Source organism: Clostridioides sp. LIBA-6622, assembly GCF_056716095.1.
Genome location: NZ_CP196998.1, coordinates 340,933 through 358,029 on the forward strand (window position 1 = coordinate 340,933; position 17,097 = coordinate 358,029).

The 17,097-nt window shown below is 27.4% G+C and carries 19 protein-coding genes; 16 read left to right on the forward strand and 3 right to left on the reverse strand.

The features are described 5' to 3' along the window. Window positions 1–4: 4 nt before the first annotated feature. The 13 genes from ACTG47_RS01940 (at window position 5) to ACTG47_RS02000 (ending at window position 11,846) form a co-directional block, all read left to right on the forward strand. Window positions 5–706 carry a sigma-70 family RNA polymerase sigma factor gene (locus ACTG47_RS01940; RefSeq protein WP_479925900.1) on the forward strand — a complete coding sequence of 234 codons (702 nt, stop codon included), beginning with the start codon at window positions 5–7 and terminating at the stop codon, window positions 704–706. Between the two features lie 15 nt (window positions 707–721). Then, window positions 722–1,144: a flagellar protein gene (locus ACTG47_RS01945; RefSeq protein WP_479925901.1), complete on the forward strand. Its 423-nt coding sequence runs from the start codon at window positions 722–724 to the stop codon at window positions 1,142–1,144. After that, window positions 1,129–1,314: a flagellar protein gene (locus tag ACTG47_RS01950; protein ID WP_169467583.1), complete on the forward strand. Its 186-nt coding sequence runs from the start codon at window positions 1,129–1,131 to the stop codon at window positions 1,312–1,314. Before ACTG47_RS01945 ends, ACTG47_RS01950 begins: the two co-directional genes overlap by 16 nt. A 40-nt stretch (window positions 1,315–1,354) precedes the next feature. After that, window positions 1,355–2,128 carry a flagellar hook-basal body complex protein gene (locus ACTG47_RS01955; RefSeq protein ID WP_479925902.1) on the forward strand — a complete coding sequence of 258 codons (774 nt, stop codon included), beginning with the start codon at window positions 1,355–1,357 and terminating at the stop codon, window positions 2,126–2,128. A 20-nt stretch (window positions 2,129–2,148) separates the two neighbouring features. Beyond that, window positions 2,149–2,910, forward strand: a complete 762-nt coding sequence (locus tag ACTG47_RS01960; protein WP_479925903.1) for a flagellar hook-basal body complex protein — start codon at window positions 2,149–2,151, stop codon at window positions 2,908–2,910. 22 nt (window positions 2,911–2,932) lie between these two features. Next, window positions 2,933–3,814 (forward strand): FliM/FliN family flagellar motor switch protein, encoded by an 882-nt coding sequence (locus ACTG47_RS01965; protein WP_479925904.1) that lies wholly within the window; start codon window positions 2,933–2,935, stop codon window positions 3,812–3,814. A 3-nt stretch (window positions 3,815–3,817) separates the two neighbouring features. Continuing rightward, entirely contained in the window at window positions 3,818–4,192 is a 375-nt protein-coding gene (locus ACTG47_RS01970) for a FliM/FliN family flagellar motor switch protein (RefSeq protein ID WP_169467385.1), read from the forward strand. Between the two features lie 31 nt (window positions 4,193–4,223). Next, window positions 4,224–5,609, forward strand: coding sequence for a tetratricopeptide repeat protein (locus ACTG47_RS01975; RefSeq protein WP_479925905.1), 1,386 nt, complete (start codon window positions 4,224–4,226; stop codon window positions 5,607–5,609). A 114-nt stretch (window positions 5,610–5,723) separates the two neighbouring features. After that, window positions 5,724–7,664, forward strand: coding sequence for a molecular chaperone HtpG (gene htpG / locus ACTG47_RS01980; RefSeq protein WP_479925906.1), 1,941 nt, complete (start codon window positions 5,724–5,726; stop codon window positions 7,662–7,664). Between the two features lie 299 nt (window positions 7,665–7,963). Further along, on the forward strand, window positions 7,964–9,094 hold the full coding sequence (locus ACTG47_RS01985; RefSeq protein ID WP_479925907.1) for an iron-containing alcohol dehydrogenase: 1,131 nt from the start codon (window positions 7,964–7,966) through the stop codon (window positions 9,092–9,094). Window positions 9,095–9,295: 201 nt separating this feature from the next. Then, window positions 9,296–10,318, forward strand: a complete 1,023-nt coding sequence (gene splB, locus ACTG47_RS01990; protein WP_479925908.1) for a spore photoproduct lyase — start codon at window positions 9,296–9,298, stop codon at window positions 10,316–10,318. Between the two features lie 185 nt (window positions 10,319–10,503). Continuing rightward, a complete protein-coding gene (locus tag ACTG47_RS01995) occupies window positions 10,504–11,415 on the forward strand; it encodes an AraC family transcriptional regulator (RefSeq protein ID WP_479925909.1) in 912 nt (303 codons plus the stop codon). Window positions 11,416–11,429: 14 nt separating this feature from the next. Then, window positions 11,430–11,846 (forward strand): DUF3788 domain-containing protein, encoded by a 417-nt coding sequence (locus ACTG47_RS02000; protein WP_479925910.1) that lies wholly within the window; start codon window positions 11,430–11,432, stop codon window positions 11,844–11,846. A 128-nt stretch (window positions 11,847–11,974) separates the two neighbouring features. Here the strand turns inward: ACTG47_RS02000 and ACTG47_RS02005 are convergent, their stop codons facing one another. Beyond that, window positions 11,975–12,583 (reverse strand): TetR/AcrR family transcriptional regulator, encoded by a 609-nt coding sequence (locus tag ACTG47_RS02005; protein ID WP_479925911.1) that lies wholly within the window; start codon window positions 12,581–12,583, stop codon window positions 11,975–11,977. 121 nt (window positions 12,584–12,704) lie between these two features. On the opposite strand from ACTG47_RS02005, the gene ACTG47_RS02010 reads away from it, so the two are divergent. Beyond that, window positions 12,705–13,673: an aldo/keto reductase gene (locus ACTG47_RS02010; RefSeq protein ID WP_479925912.1), complete on the forward strand. Its 969-nt coding sequence runs from the start codon at window positions 12,705–12,707 to the stop codon at window positions 13,671–13,673. A gap of 86 nt (window positions 13,674–13,759) precedes the next feature. Here the strand turns inward: ACTG47_RS02010 and ACTG47_RS02015 are convergent, their stop codons facing one another. Further along, complete coding sequence (locus tag ACTG47_RS02015) at window positions 13,760–14,152, reverse strand: winged helix-turn-helix transcriptional regulator (protein WP_169467366.1); 393 nt, start codon at window positions 14,150–14,152, stop codon at window positions 13,760–13,762. A gap of 140 nt (window positions 14,153–14,292) precedes the next feature. On the opposite strand from ACTG47_RS02015, the gene ACTG47_RS02020 reads away from it, so the two are divergent. Then, window positions 14,293–14,688, forward strand: a complete 396-nt coding sequence (locus tag ACTG47_RS02020) for a pyridoxamine 5'-phosphate oxidase family protein (RefSeq protein WP_169467364.1) — start codon at window positions 14,293–14,295, stop codon at window positions 14,686–14,688. 402 nt (window positions 14,689–15,090) lie between these two features. Next, window positions 15,091–15,297: a hypothetical protein gene (locus ACTG47_RS02025; protein WP_169467363.1), complete on the forward strand. Its 207-nt coding sequence runs from the start codon at window positions 15,091–15,093 to the stop codon at window positions 15,295–15,297. 69 nt (window positions 15,298–15,366) lie between these two features. Here the strand turns inward: ACTG47_RS02025 and ACTG47_RS02030 are convergent, their stop codons facing one another. After that, the gene (locus ACTG47_RS02030) at window positions 15,367–16,737 is read right to left on the reverse strand and encodes an MATE family efflux transporter (RefSeq protein WP_479925913.1); all 1,371 of its coding nucleotides are present in this window, start codon (window positions 16,735–16,737) and stop codon (window positions 15,367–15,369) included. Window positions 16,738–17,097: the final 360 nt, after the last annotated feature.

Consider the following 17,097-nt stretch of genomic DNA (forward strand, 5'->3'; position numbering starts at 1 on the left):
TTTAATGAATAGAGAAGAATTAATAAAAGAGAATATGCCCCTTGTAAAGAGTATAGCAAGAAAGTTTTTTATACCAGGGAAAGGCTTTGAATATCAAGATTTAGTAAATAGTGGAGTCATAGGGTTGATTGATGCAATAAATAAATTTGATGTTGAAAAAGGAGCGAAATTCTCTAGTTACTCCTATATAAAGATAAAATCTGCTATATTAGATGAAATCAGAAATCAAAGTCCAATTTCTAAACATAACTTAACAAAAGTAAATAAATATAATAGAGTAATAGAAAAATTGCAAGCTGAGTTATTAAGAGAACCAACTTCACATGAAATTGCAAATGAATTAAATATTTCAAAAAAGGAACTCAATGATATTGAGAGTAATATAGATATGTTAAATATTGTGTCATTAAACCATGTAATCTTTGAAGATACAAATGAAACTATACAAGATGTAATAAGTTATAGGGAGGACTACACTCCAGCAAATATAATAGAAGAAGAAGAAAAGTTAGATATTCTATCTAAAGCAATTAGTAATTTAAGAGAAAAGGAAAAATTAATACTTTCACTGTACTATTATGAAGATTTAAATTTAAAGGAGATAGGGAAAGTGCTAGGTGTTTCAGAATCAAGAGTTTCACAACTCCATAGAAAATCAATAAGAAACCTAAGAATTAAAATAAAAGAACTTAAATATTCTATATAGATGGTGATTGATGTGATGATACAAATTATATTAATAGTAGTATCTATTTTGATAATAGTAACTATAATTGCAAATTTACATAAGGAATCAAAAAATAAAGACAACAGATACTTTGATAAAATATTTGAACAGGAATATGAAGCAAATGATAGATTGATAGTTGCAGAAAAAAGAAGGTTTTTTTTAGATAAAGTGATTGCTGAAATAAGAAATAATAATCATATGAAAGTTTATGAAAATTATAACTTAATAAACACTAATATAGAAAAAAAAGAAAATATTTTTATAGAATCAAAAAAGAAAATAAAAAAAGAAAATGAGCTATCTCTTAAAGTAAAACATCTTATAAATTCAGGGTATGAGGATGTAGAAATATGTAAAATGTTAGATATTGGAAAGGGTGAACTATCATTAATAAGGAGTTGTTACAAGATATAAGAACATTATTATTTGATAAAAAAGTACTTTTAGGGATAGGTATTGGTATATTAATATCAACTTTATGTATAATGCTTTTTAGTAATAATGATATGAGTAAAGCAGAGATAGAAAAAAAAGCAAGAGCGCTGGGTATGAAATATGCAAGTGAGATGAAGGTTTTAGAATAGATAATATTGTCTGATAATTTACAAAAAAGGAGGTCATAACGTGATAAGAGGATTATATACAGCAGTTTCTGCAATGATAACTAACCAACAAAAGCAAAATGTTGTTGTCAATAACTTGGCAAATATGGACACTAATGGATATAAGAATAAATTACTTCTAACTAAAAGTTTTGATGAATTACAGTTAGATAGTTATAATAATTATGTAAATGGAACTAAACAAAAGCAAGAAATAGGTAAATTAAGCCCAGGTGTTTCTATGGATGAAACTATCACCAATTTTAACCAAGGTCCTATAAAAACAACTGATAATAAAATGGATGTAGCTATCCAAGGTAAGGGCTTTTTTCTAGTTAGTGATGCAGCTGGGAACCAATTTTATACAAGAAATGGGAACTTTAGAACAGATAATCAAGGTGACCTCATAACTAGTGAAGGATATTACGTACTTGGGACAAATACTGCAACTGGTGCTATAGGACATATAAATGTTGGCAATAAAAAATTTGAAGTAGCAAAAGATAATACAATATCACTGGACGGAAATGCTATGTACAAATTTAATATGGTAGATTTTAATGATTATAATAAATTAAAAAAAGAAGGAGATAACTTGTATTCTGGAGAAGGTGCTATAAAGGCAAACAATGCACTTACAATACAGAGTGCAGTAGAATCTTCTAACGTAGATATTGTATCTGAAATTAATAATATGATGACAATATCAAGAGAATACGAGGCAAATCAAAAAATAATTCAGGCTATGGACTCCAAATTAGCAAAGATAGCAAGTGAGATTGGTTCAGTAAGATAGATAATAGGAGGTGAATTTTTATGTACACAATGTTTTATACTAGTAAAACAGCTCTGTCAGCAAATCAAAGCAAATTAGACGTAATATCTAACAATATAGCAAATAATGATTCTAATGGATATAAAAAAATAAATATGGAATACTCTGATTTAGTAGATGAAGTATTAAACAGACCATCATATCCTACAAATGGTAAAGATATATCGACTGGAACTGGAGCTAAGGCATCAGCCCCTATGAGAAATTATGAGCAAGGTGCATTGGCACCTACAGGTAGTAACAGTGACTTAGCAATAGATGGAGAGGGATTCTTTAGAGTGATAAGAAAAGATGGCACATATGCATATACAAGAGATGGTGGTTTTAATGTAGATGCTTTAGGTAAGATTGTGGATGATAATGGAAATGTATTAGATGTTCAATTTGATGCAGGATATAACTATAACAATACTAATATAAATAGCACAAACTTAACAGTTGCAAGAAATGGAGATTTATCTGTAGATAATAAGAAAATAGGCAAAATCAATTTATATCAACCTATAGGAACTCAAAATTTTATCTCTGAAGGTGATAGTTTATTTGTTTCAACTAATGCAGCGCAGATTAAACAAGTTGATAAAGTGGATATAGTTCAAGGATATAGAGAGAGGTCAAATGTTTCTTTACAAGATGAATTTGTTGACTTAATAGCCACTCAAAGAGCATTTCAGATGAACTCAAAAGGAATAAAGACAGCAGATGAAATGTGGCAAATAGCTAATAATTTAAGAGCTAAATAATTATGTAAGGTGAGGAATATTCATGTATGATATGAAAGATTATGATTTTGGCAAACCTCAGAGCTATTCAAGAGAAAATTTAACTTGTTTAAATTTTTTATTAGCTGAATTCTGTAAAAAATATAAAAATTATATAATTTATGAACTTAAGTGTAATTCTAGTATGGTAGTTGAGAGTATAGACCAAGTAAATTATCAAACTTTTTTAGATAGGGTGACATCTTCATGTATAGTAGTACAAAATTCGATGGAACCTATTATGAAAAACTTTTCTTTTAGAGTAGATAGAAGTGTAGCTGATATGTGGATTGACGTGACAGCTGGAGGAAATGGAGTTGTAAAAGATAATGACAGAGAACTTACAGAACTTGATAAGAAAGTACTCTTACATCTTATGGAAGATTTAGTAAGAAACATGCATTTATTTGAAGGCTTTGAAAACATACAAGTATTGGATACACATACACATATTAATTTACCACAATTATGTTCTCCAACTGCACCTGTATGTATAGTAGATTTAAAGGTGATAAATGATAACAATTATGTCGGTAGTGTTTCTCTTTGTTTCCCATATAATGCTTTAGAGGCTATGCTGGAGAGTATTTCTGTTGTAGACTTTTTAGATATGGATGCAGGAGATAATTCAGAAGAATTCACTAATAAAATATACAATAGTGTATCTAATATAGAACTATCAGTTATTGCAGAGATAGGAAAAGTATCTATTAATATTGAAGATTTGCTCAAGCTAGAGGTTGGAGATGTAATAGTAACAAATAAAAAAATAAATGACTATATAGATGTATTTGTAGAAAATTCAAAATCATACACAGCAACACCAGGATTTATATCAAGTAAAAAAGGTGTAAAAATAAATGATGCTGTCAGAAAAGAGGTGTAGTTTATGGATAATAGTAATCTTATTTCAGATGAAGAAGCAAAGATGTTATTAAATGATAAAGTTGAAAGTGAAATTGATGGAAATGATGAGTTAGCTTTAGATGTTTCAGAAGCCAACAAAAATAATATACAAAGAATCCTTGACCTTAAGTTGGAGTTATCTGTAGTTATAGGAAGAACAAAGATGAGCCTAAGAGATATTTTAAATCTAAATAAAGGTTCTCTTATTGAACTGGATACTTTAGCAGACCAAGATGTAGAAATACTAATAGACAATAAAGTATTGGCCTATGGAAAAGTAGTAGTAGTAGACTTGAATTTTGGTGTAAAAGTAACAAGTATAGTAAGTGAAGAGGATATGGTAAAATCTCTTGTTTAAAAACAACATTAATTAATACTTAAGGCATGAGGTGGTATTTATTTTAAATTTAAATGATATAAAAAAAGATATATTAAAACTCAATAAAAAGGACTCATGTGCTCTATATAATAAATCTATTGATAATATAAATAATAATTACATATCAAGTGGATTAAAATCTTTAAAAGAGGCAAGAGATTTAAAACCAGATGATGTGGATGTATTAAATCTCATAGGTCTTGTAAATTTACTAAAATGTAATTTTGACGAGGCTGTAGAAAGTTTCTATAAGAGTTTAATTTGTGAAAAAACTGCTCTGTGTGAAAAGTATATAAACATGCTTACATCTGAGGAGTTTTTAATTTTCTTTGAAAAGTATAATCAATTTATAAGACTGATAAATAAAGGGATGTATAAAGAAGCCATACAAGGATTCAAACTTATAACCGAGCAATATAGTGACTTAATAGAACCTTATGAGTTGCTTGCTTTACTTTATGAAAAGCAAGAAGAATATATAAAATTTGATGAATGTCTAGAAGTATTGAAGAGTATCGATAAAGAAAATTATTTATTAAATCAAGAAAATAATACATTAGATATATACAGTAATGCTAACAGACAGGTTAAAATCAATGCGAATTTAGATGAGTATAAGGATGAGCTTGTAAATAAAAATATTAATAGTTCTAGAATTGATGAACCTAAAAATATGACCACAGAAGGAAGTAAGGATAAAAAGCAGAAAACTGCAGGTTATGATAAGAAAAAAAGTATTATAAAAAATAAATACCTATATGTAGCAATAATATTAGGTATATTATTAATAGGAAAAAATATATATAGTTCTTATAAGATGAATAATTTAACTAATAAAATATCTAAAAATAGTGAAACTAAAGATAGAGGGTCAATAGATTCTAGTTTGAACAAGAAAGAAAATGAAGTTGCTGATAAGACTTCAAATACCAACAAGAGCACTAAAGATATTAATAAAGAGAATCTAAAATCCAAAAAAAATACTGTAGAAAATGGAAGTGATAACGATTCTAATTTATTTACAGAGGATGAGCTGATGTCTAAAGCAAATGCATTAAAGTCAGAAAAGCAAACAAAATCTTCTATACAACTATATAAAAAAGTTGCAGACATAGGTAAAAGTACAGGCAATACATCAGAGGCAACTTATCAAGTTGCTATTCTTAGTGAAAAGTTAAAAGACTATGACACAGCTGAAGAATATTATAAAATGTATGTAGAAAATTATTCAGAAACAGATTCATATTTTGATGAATCATATTATAATTTAGGTATGATGTATTATAATAAAGGCGATTTAAAAAATTCTAAATTGACATTAAAAAAATTAGTTAATAAGGTACCTAATAGCATGTATAATAATTCAAAAGTAAAAGAAATCTTGAAAGAAGAATAATTAAATTAGATAAGAAAAAGAAATTATTTTATTTTAAAACAATTTGTCTATAATATATTGACATACTATTTTAAAAAATTTAAAATATTAATTATAAAATGAGGAGGGATAAAAATGGAGTTTGAAAAAGGGAGTATTTCAATTCATACAGAAAATATTTTTCCTATAATTAAAAAATGGTTATATTCTGATAAAGACATATTTATAAGAGAGCTTATAAGTAATGGATGTGATGCAGTAAGTAAACACAAAAGACTTGTATCATTAGGAGAAATATCAGAAAATAATCCATCAGATTATAAAATTACAGTATCTGTAAATAAAGGGAAAGGTACACTTAAATTTATTGACAATGGAATTGGTATGACTGAAGAAGAGATAAAAAAATACATAAATCAGGTTGCTTTTTCAGGTGCTGAGGATTTCTTTAACAAATATAAGGATAAGATGGAAGAATCAAATGACATAATAGGTCACTTTGGATTAGGATTTTATTCTGCATTCATGGTGTCTAAAAAAGTGCAAATAGATACACTTTCATATACAGAAGGAGCAACTCCAGTAAGATGGGTATCTGAAGGTGGTACAGAATATGAAATATCTGAATCAGATGCTAGACATGAAAGAGGGACTACTATAACATTATTTATTGATGATGATAGTAAAGAATTCTTAGATGAATTTACTGTAAGGGGTATAATAGACAAGTATTGTTCTTTCTTACCAGTAGAAATATATCTAGAAGATGTTGAAAGATTAGAAAGAGAAGCTAAAGAAGCAGAAGAAAAAGCTAAAAAACAAAAGGAAGATGGGAAAGAAGAAGAAGTTATAGATGCAAAGGTAATTGAGCCTTTAAATGACACTAATCCTCTATGGCTAAAATCTCCAAAAGATTGTACTGATGATGAATACAAAGAGTTTTACAGAAAAGTGTTCCATGTATTTGATGAACCTTTATTCTGGATACATCTAAATGTAGATTATCCTTTTAACTTAAAGGGTATACTTTACTTTCCTAAATTAAAAAATGAGTTTGAATTGACAGAGGGAAAAGTAAAATTATACAACAATCAAGTATTTGTAGCGGATAATATAAAAGAAGTTATACCAGAATTTTTACTTCTATTAAAAGGTGTAATAGATTGCCCAGATTTACCATTAAATGTATCAAGAAGTTTCTTACAAAATGATAGAGATGTAAGTAAAATCTCTAAACATATAATTAAAAAAGTAGCTGACAAGTTAAAATCTCTTTGTAAAAATGAAAGAGAAGAATACAATAAGTTTTGGGATGATATACAAATATTTATTAAATATGGTTGCTTAAAAGATGAAAGTTTCTATGAAAAAGTAAAAGAATGTATATTATTTAAAACTATTAATGATGAATATATAACATTACAAGATTATCTAGAGAAATGCAAGGACAAGCACGAAAATAAAGTATTCTATGTAAGTGATAAGGAACAACAATCACAATACATTAAACTATTTAAAGAATACGATTTAAATGCTGTTGTATTAAACTCATCAATAGATACTCACTTTATTTCATTTATGGAATATAAAGAAAATGGTGTTAAGTTTAATAGAATAGATGCAGACCTTTCTGATGTATTAAAAGACAAAAATGAAAATAAAGATAGTGAAGAAAATAAAGAAGAAATAGCTAAGATAGAAGGTCTATTTAAAGAGGCCGTTGGAGAAAGAGTGAAGAATTATTCTGTAGAAGGATTAAAAAATGAAGATACTCCAGCTATGGTATTAGTATCTGAACAATCTATAAGAATGGCAGAAATGCAGTCAAGATTTGCTGGAATGGATTTAGGAATGAACTTCGAGGAAGAGAAAACTCTTGTGATAAATGAAAATAGCCCAATTATTAAAAAATTAGTTTCTCTTAAAGATAATGAAGAAAAGAAAGATAAAGTTGCACTTATCTGTAATCAAATAGCAGATTTAGCTTTACTTTCTAATAAAGAATTAAAACCAGACGAGTTAGACTCATTTGTTCAAAGAAGTAATAAACTTATGAACATGTTAATAGAATTGTAAGATTAAATATATTAAAGTAAATTTATAAAAAATATCTAATATTATGAGAAGAGTTATTTTAAGATAATTGAAATTATCTTTGTGTAACTCTTCTTTATTTTTTATCTTTGATTAAAGTCTCAAATATTTAAATAGATTACAATTAAAAATTGAATTTGGTTAAATAGAGATAACTTGATATAGTATAAAATAATACATATAATTAAGTAAAAGATTGTTTTTTAATTTATGTTTTAATACATAATTACGTTGTGTTGAAAAATAAAATTATTACTAAAGTAGAAATAGGAGGTTTTGGCATGAATTTTAATTATAACTTACCAGTAAACATATTGTTCGGGAGAGGTAGAATCAATGATGTAGGAAAAGAAGTATCTAAATATGGTAAAAAAGTATTGATTGTAACTGGCAAAAATAGTACAAAGAAAACTGGATTACTTGATAAAACAATAGACTTACTAAAAGACTCTAAAATAGAATATGAAGTTTTTGATAAAGTAGAACAAAATCCTCTTATAACTACTATATATTCAGGTGTAGAAATTATAAAAGCAACTGGATGTGACTGTGTCTTAGGTCTTGGTGGAGGAAGTATCATGGATGCTGCTAAGAGTATTGCTTTTTCTTATAAAAACCCAGGAGACTTAAATGAATATATATTTGGAATCAGACAAGGAGAAGAAGCTTTACCTATAATCTTAGTTCCAACTACATCAGGTACAGGTAGTGAAGGAAATTGTTTTGCAGTACTTACAAATTCAGAAACTAAAGACAAAAAATCTATAAAAAAGAATAGTATGTATGCAAAGGCATCAATAATTGACCCAGAACTTATGATTACAATGCCAAAGCATATAATTGCATCAGTTGGATTTGATGCACTTGCTCATAATATGGAAGCATATCTTTCTAATGGAAGAAATCCTCTTGCAGATGTACAAGCTATTTATGGGGTTGAGCTTATATCAGAAAATCTAGTAAGGGTATATAATAATGTAGAGGACTTAGAAGCATGGGAAAAAATAACACTTGCAAGCACTATTGGAGGAATGACAATTGGTACAGCAGGTACAGCCTTACCACATGGTATGGAACATCCTGTAAGTGGTCTTAGAGATGTAATGCATGGGAAAGGACTTGCAGCTTTGACTCCAAGTATTGTAGAAAGTTCATGGGATAGTGATATTGAAAGATTTGGGAAAATATCAAAGATATTAGGAGGAACTTGTGCAGAAGATTGTTCAAATGCAATTAGAAATTTCCTTAAAAAAATAGATTTAGATATAAAATTAAGTGATTTAGGTGTTGAAAAATCAGATATAGATTGGTTAACTGATAATTGCATGAAAATATCAGTTGCAAATATTAAGAGACATCCAAAAACTTTTAATAAAGAACAAATAAAAGAAATATACTACAAATCTTTGTAACTTAACATTATATATTTAGTTTTAGATAAAAACTTATATTATAAGTGAGAAATTTATGACTAAGTATTATACATATAGGAAATTTATCTTAAACTTTTATTTTACTTTCTAATAAATAAAGGTACTTAAAAAAGGGAAGATTAACTAAGTAATATTTTATAGAAATCTTCAATTTAAAAACTTTAAGTAGAGGTGAAATAAATGTTTAATCCCAAAAGGATAATATTCGAAAAAGGTACCTTAGACACTGACATTGGCAAAAATATATATGATAAATTTAAAGATAAAAAAGATGTAGAGATAATTAATATATCATCAAATAGAATTAAGGAACATATTCCAGGTGAAAATCTATATGAGCAATATAGAAGTGGAAAACAGACCATGGTAGTTGGTATTAGAAAAAGCATGAAGTTTCAGACATGTAAACCTTCTGCTAATTATCAACTACCACTTGTTAGTGGATGTATGGGAAGATGTGAATATTGTTATTTAAATACACAACTAGGTGATAAACCTTTTATAAGGGTGTTTGTAAATATAGATGAGATACTTGAACAAACTAAGAAGTATATTGAAGATAGAAAGCCACAAGTTACCATATTTGAAGGTGCAGCTACATCAGACCCAGTTCCAGTAGAGCCATATACAAATTCATTGAAAAAAACAATAGAGTTTTTTGGAAGAGAAGAAAAAGGAAGATTTAGATTTGTTACTAAATACAGTGATGTAGAGAGCTTGTTAGATGCTGAACATAATAATCATACAGAAATACGATTCAGTATAAATACGCCTAGGATTATAGAAGGACATGAGCACTATACAGCATCTGCTAACAAAAGAATAGAATCAGCTGTAAAACTTGCTAAAGCTGGCTATCAGATTGGTTTTATAATAGCTCCTGTGTTTTTATACGAAGGTTGGAAAGAAGAATATAGAAACCTTATTAGAAACATAAAAGAAGCACTACCAAAGGATTTTGATAGAAAAATTATATTTGAAGTTATATCACATAGATATACTACTAAAGCTAAAAATAGAATATTAGAAATTTATCCAGATACATTGTTGCCAATGGAAAATGAAGATAGAAAGTTTAAATATGGTCAATTTGGATATGGCAAGTATGTATATGATAAAGAACAAATAGACAATATGAAAGAATTTTTTCATAAGGAAATAAATGAAGTATTTGAAAATAGTTTAATAAAATATATAATATAGCAAATCTTTAAATAAGATTTGCTATATTTTATGTTAATACGTATTTTATATTTACTTAAAAAGTGATAAAAATCAGTATTATCATATAAAAAATTAAAAAGGGCACTGTATATCAAGAATATTTTTTTTAGTTTTGATAATATAAATATATAAGATTAATAACAATATTAGGAGGTACTTATAACTTGCATGCATGGGAATCTATTCAAATCACATTAGACTTAATAGAAGAACGATTATCAGAAGGAATATCAATTAATGAACTAGCAAATGAAGCAAACCTATCACCATTTTATTATCAAAGATTGTTTAAAAGATTAGTTAATAAAACAGTAATGGAGTATATAAAACTTCGACGTCTTGCAAAAGCTTCTGAACATTTAGCAGAACATAAGAATCGTATACTTGATGTAGCCTTAAATTTTGGATTTGAAAGTCATGAGACATTTACACGTGCTTTTAAAAAAGCATATGGATTAACTCCAGAGGAATATAGAGCAAACCCAGTAAAACTCAATCAATTTATTAAGCCAGAATTAATTTTAAATTATATTATGGTTGATGAAGGTGTGCCATTAATTGCGGACGATATAGTAATTGAAGTAACTCGCAGAAAATTGAGTAATCCAAGGACTTTTATTGGAATAGAAGGAGAAATACCTATTTGTCAGCTGATGGGTGGTGAGACAACTGGCATCGCGATAGCAAAGGAATTATGGATGAAACTCGGAAGTCAAAAACACAATATACCAAATCAAATCCCAGGTGGAAATGAATTTGCTGCTCTTTATATGGGAAGTGCGAAAGAAGGTAATTGTATGTATATGGCAGGTATAGAAGTGGAGAAAGGTACATCAGTGGAAGGATATAGTACTTTTGAGTTACCTGCTAAAGAATATTTAGTGTGTGGATTTGAAGCAGAAAATTTCAATGAGTTAGTTGATTCAGCTGTTTTTAAAGCAGATAAGTTTATGGAACGGTGGATGAAGAGTCATAATTTAATAGCCACTGATTTTGCGATTGAGATGTATTATCCTGTTACACATGAAGTGGCATATATGGAACATTGGACAGTTCCAGTGCCTATTGAACAATAGAAAGGGGGATAACTATGGATTGGCAAGACATGTTTTTTCAAGATAATAAACCAACACATGAGGAAATCAAAGAGTTTATCAATAACCCATTATGGGACAAGCTAAATAATGCTTTGATTTCAACTTATAATGTAGAGCCTAAGCTTGAGTATAGTAAATGTTCAATGCAAAGAGGTTGGAATATAAAATACAAAAAAAGAGGTAAATCATTATGTACTTTATATCCACAAGAAGGTTCTTTTAAAGCTTTGGTTATTGTAAATGAGAGAGATAGAGTAGAAGTTGATTTGTTTATTAATACTTGTTGTGAATATATAAAACAAATATACAGCGAGATAGATTTTTTTAATGGTAGTAAGTGGTTAATGATTCAAGTAGATAATATATCTGTATTGAATGATACACTTGAACTGATTAAATTTAGAGCTTAATATATAAAAACAGGATGACTTATAAATGTTCATCCTATTTTTATATTAATTTTAATAATTTATATAAATTAAATAAACTTTTGTATTTTAAATTTTAATAATATTATGTCGTTTGAATTTATCGATTATTATTTAAATTGATTTGATATAGAGTTTAAATATATATATTTTCCTTTATCTGTAAGGAACATAAAAATAATGCTCCATAAACAGTTTAGAGTACTTTCTATACTATCATGTTCATCAAGTTCTTTAGTGCCAACAGGTTTGTATATAAGTATTGTTAAGATACATTCAATAATATTTTCTATTTGGTTAGGAATGTCACATTCCTGAATTAAATTAGAGTTTTGCAGGTTGATGAAGCTTTCTTTTAAAAACTGTTTAAGCTCTTTTATAAAATCAAGCTGAAACCTATATATTTTAGGGCTTATTTGAGATAACTGGTCATAATGCTTAAAATAGTATGCATTCTCATTTTGAATGTTTAGTGAGTTTAAAAATAAATCATTTAAATCCTGTAAGGATTTAGGCATGTCTATTTTTTTATAGTTTTTGTGTTTGTATTCAACTACCTCTTCAATCAAATCTTCCTTTTTTTTAAAATAATAAGTTAAGTTACCAACACTCATTCCCAAAGCATCAGCAACATTTCTCATAGATACATTATTATAGCCATATTCATTAAATAAGTCACGAGCTTTAATTAAAATATCTACTTTTGTTTGTTTTGCCATATTGAATCCTCCAATAAAAATTTATAATAATATTTATTTGACATTTTAGTACATTCGTACTACAATGTCAAGTGAAGTACGAATGTACTAAAATAATATTTAAGTTATATTGGGAGGTTTTATGATGATATACAAAAATGATAATTTAGAACTTTATAAACTTGGACTAGGTTGTGGAGGTATGGTAAACCTTGATAATAAAGCTGAGAATATAGCCACAATACATGAAGCCTTAGATAGTGGTATTAATATGTTAAACACAGCGGATTTTTATGGAGCAGGTCAAAGTGAGATGACAATAGGTGAGGCTCTTAAGGGGAGAAAAAGAGAAGATGCCTTTGTATCTGTAAAAACAGGGGCTCTTGTTGCACCTAATGGTCAAATGTATGGTCTTGATGTCAATTCTTTTAATATAAAAAGTCATGTTGCACAGACTCTTAAGAGATTAAATTTAGATTATATAGACCTTTATCAACCTGGTAGAATAGATTTGGCTATACCAATAGAAGAGACTATTGGAGCTATTTCTGACTTAGTAAAAGAAGGATACATAAAACATATAGGTATTACCCAAGTTGATGAAGATATTTTAAGGAGAGCTAATAATGTTCATCATATAAGCCTTATAGAAGTGGAGTATTCTTTATTTAATAGAGATATAGAAAAAAATATATTGCCAACTGCTAGAGAATTAGGAGTAGGGGTTGTTGCTTTTGGTGCTCTTGCTCATGGTCTTTTAAGTGGAGTATGTTCAAAATCTAATGCACAAAGATATAAATGGATACCTTTATTTTCTGATGAAAATATAGATAGAAACCTTGAACTTGTAGAGAACTTAAGAGAAATAGCAAATGAAAAAGAAGCTACTATTCCACAAATAGCACTTGCATGGGTTTTATCGAAAGGTAATGATATTATAACTTTAGTTGGAGCATCAAGAAGAGTTACATTGTTGGACTCTTTAAAAGCTAAAGATATTAAATTGAGTGATGAAGATATAAGAAGAATTGAAAATGCTATAGACAAGAATAAAATTTTAGGTGCAAGTTTTCCAAATATGAGATTTAAAAATGGTAAGGTGGTTAAGTAGGGTAGTATTTCATATTTAAATTTTAAGCCACTCTGTATGAAAGAGTGGCTTTTTGTAACCAATTAAATAAACTAATATATTTCAATTTATTTAATTTTTCGACATTCTTTACAATTAAGTCCACATATGTTTTTTTCTTGCATATTTATAGCTCCCCAATTAGCAAATTGTTGCAAAATAGGCACAATACTTTTGCCCTTACTTGTCAATGTATATTCAACTTTTGGAGGGATTTCATTATATTGTTTACGATGAATAATACCATCAGACTCTAAGTCTTTTAATGATTGAGCTAACATAGTATTTGTAATTCCATCTAGTTTTCTTTTTATGCTACTATATCTAATCGGATTATCAACTGCTAACATACATATAATAGGTAATTTCCATTTGCCTCCAACAATATCTAGTGCATAACGTATTGGACAGGTTAATTCTTCAATATTTGTAGTTGTATTTTTTTCATTATCTAGACTCATTATAATTACTCCTTATTTATAGTAGTATCTTTTTTATACTTTATCAGAAAAAACTGCATACTTGTTTTTTCTGTATTTTATATTAAAATTATATCAAAGGATAATCCTTAATACAAGTATTTAAAAGGGGTGTAAAAATTATGAAAGTATTAGAATTTTTGAACAAAGCAGGAGTTTATTATTTAGCAACAGCTGATGAGAACAATCAAGCGCATGTGCGTCCTCTAGGGTTTGTTATGGAATATGATGGGAAACTTACATTTTGCACATCTAATCAAAAAGATATGTTTAAGCAACTTATTTTTAATCCAAAGCTTGAGATTTGCTGTATAGACCAAAAACTTAATACTCTACGTATTTTGGGCGAAGCAGTATTTGTTACATCAAAAGAAACACAAGCTAAGGCGCTTGAAATAATGCCAAGTCTAGGTCAAATGTACTCTGTAGGAGATGGCAAATTTGAAATATTCTCTATTGATAAGGCAAAAGTTAGTTGTTGTTCAATGAGTGGTAAAAAGGTTGATATAGAACTTTAATTATAACTGAATTGATTATCCATAGTTAAAACAAAGAAAACGTTATTACTAAAATACTAACAAATTTAACTTAAAATCGATAAAAAAATTTTAATTAATGAATGTGTAAAAATATTTAGTTATTAGATTTGTATTTCAACGATGACATATTATCTTGAATAATTACATAATAAAAATAAGAACAATTAAAATTTATTTTCTGATAGAGTAGACTTCCTTAAAAAAATTTTAACTATAAGTGGTTTTTCTTTAAATATGAAGAAAATATGATAACTATAAAAAATAGCTACTTATTATTTGTATATTTTTTTATATAAATAATAAGTGGTATTATTTTATAAATTAATAGTGATAGAATATAAACTAATAGATAAGATATAATTTTAAAAGGAGTGATATAAAGTGAGTAAATATAGTTCTTTATGGGAATATGTCAAGAAAAGTGGTAATCAATCATTTAAATTAACTTTTGAAGAAATAAAAGGTATTGCAGGAATAGAGATAGATCATTCGTTTTTGAAATATAAAAAAGAATTAAATGAATACGGATATCAAGTAGGAAAAATCTCTTTAAAAGAAAAGACTGTTATTTTTAATAAAATTGATTAGTATATTAATAATTACATATAATAAAATAATTTGTATTGACTAGCATTAAAATTAAAAATAAAGTAAGTCCTATATAAGACTTACTTTATTTTTAGTTGATGCCTTTTTAAGTTTTATACTATAAGGTATATATAAAACTGCACCTATTAAAAATGTTATAATTTCTGTTACTGTCATAGACCATATTAACCCATCAAGTCCATAAAAATGATTAAGCAATATTACTATAGGTATATACAATCCACCTTGGCTTATAGACATTATACCTGTTTCAATGCCTTTTCCTGAAGCCTGATATATTGTCATAAATAAAGATGTAACTCCATTGAATAAGGCAGATACTAACATAGCTACCAATACATATGTTCCTATTTCAATAACTGATGTATCAACTGAGAATGTTTGTATTACTTGAGTTCTAAATATATAAACAACTCCTGAAAATACAACCGCGATTACAAATATGAATAAAGCAGAATACTTTATGCTTTCTTTTAAACGAGGTATATTCTTATTAGAAAAATTATATGCTATAAGTGGCATTACACCCAAAACAATACCCATAACAAAGAATTCTGGAATTTGAGCAATTCTAAGTGCTATACCAAAACTAGCAACTATGTTATTTCCATATTGCATAGAGTAATTATTGGATAGTAGTGTAGTCACAATTAAGAAAGAGCATTGGATTAATTGGGATACACCAACTTTATATATTTCAACTTGGCTATTTATGCTGATTTTTATGTAATGTAAAAATCCTCTAAGATTCTCGCTTTTAACATTTAAATACCAAACATAATAAGCACTAGATGCAATATTAGAAAGTATCATTGATAATGCAGCACCGTATACATGCATATTAAGAACTAGTATAAATAAAACATCTAATATGATACTAACTATTACACTTACAAACATACCATACATAGATTCTTTTGATGCACCTTCAGACCTTACAATTTGCTCAAGAGAGAAGTTTAATACAATAGAGAATCCACCAACAAATAGTGTAATTGCATATTGTTTTGTATATTCAAATGTAGCCATATCAGAACCTAATAATTTAATAATAGGATTCATTAGTAAGTAGCCAATTAAACCTATCAATAGACCCGTTATAATACTTGCATAAAAAGTATATCCAGCAATTTTCTTGGCTTCATCACTATTATTTTGTGCAATTAGCCTAGTTATGAATGTACTGCCACCAACACCAAACATATTTCCAAAAGCCATTAGAATTGTAAATATAGGGATTCCTAATGTTATTGCACTAAGCATAGCTGTGTCATGAACTAACCCTATAAAGTAGGCATTAATTACATTATAGATAGTTCCAGCTGACATTCCTATCATCATAGGAATAGATAAATAAAGAATAGTTTTTTTTATTGGTTCTTCTTTTAAATATTTAATATTTGATTTTTCATTTTCCATGTTATCCTCCTAAATAATATAATTTATAATGATAAGGCACCTTATGAAATATATTATACAGGTACCTTAATAATTTTGCAACATATTTCTTAAGGTACCTGTGTATTTATTTTGTATTTAGATATATGGATTTGAAAATGGGATTTCTGAATATAGAAGATGTTATAATAAATATGTAATATAAGGTATTAAAGATATGGATAAACGCTCAAAACAAATAAAAGAGTAAAGCGATAAGATAATAAATATCTAACCATTTACTCTTTTTGTTTTATTTATTTAAATCTTTAAATTTTGAATTTTATAAGTGAATAAAATATACAATGACTATAATTTCTTTTATATTTTATGAATACAATA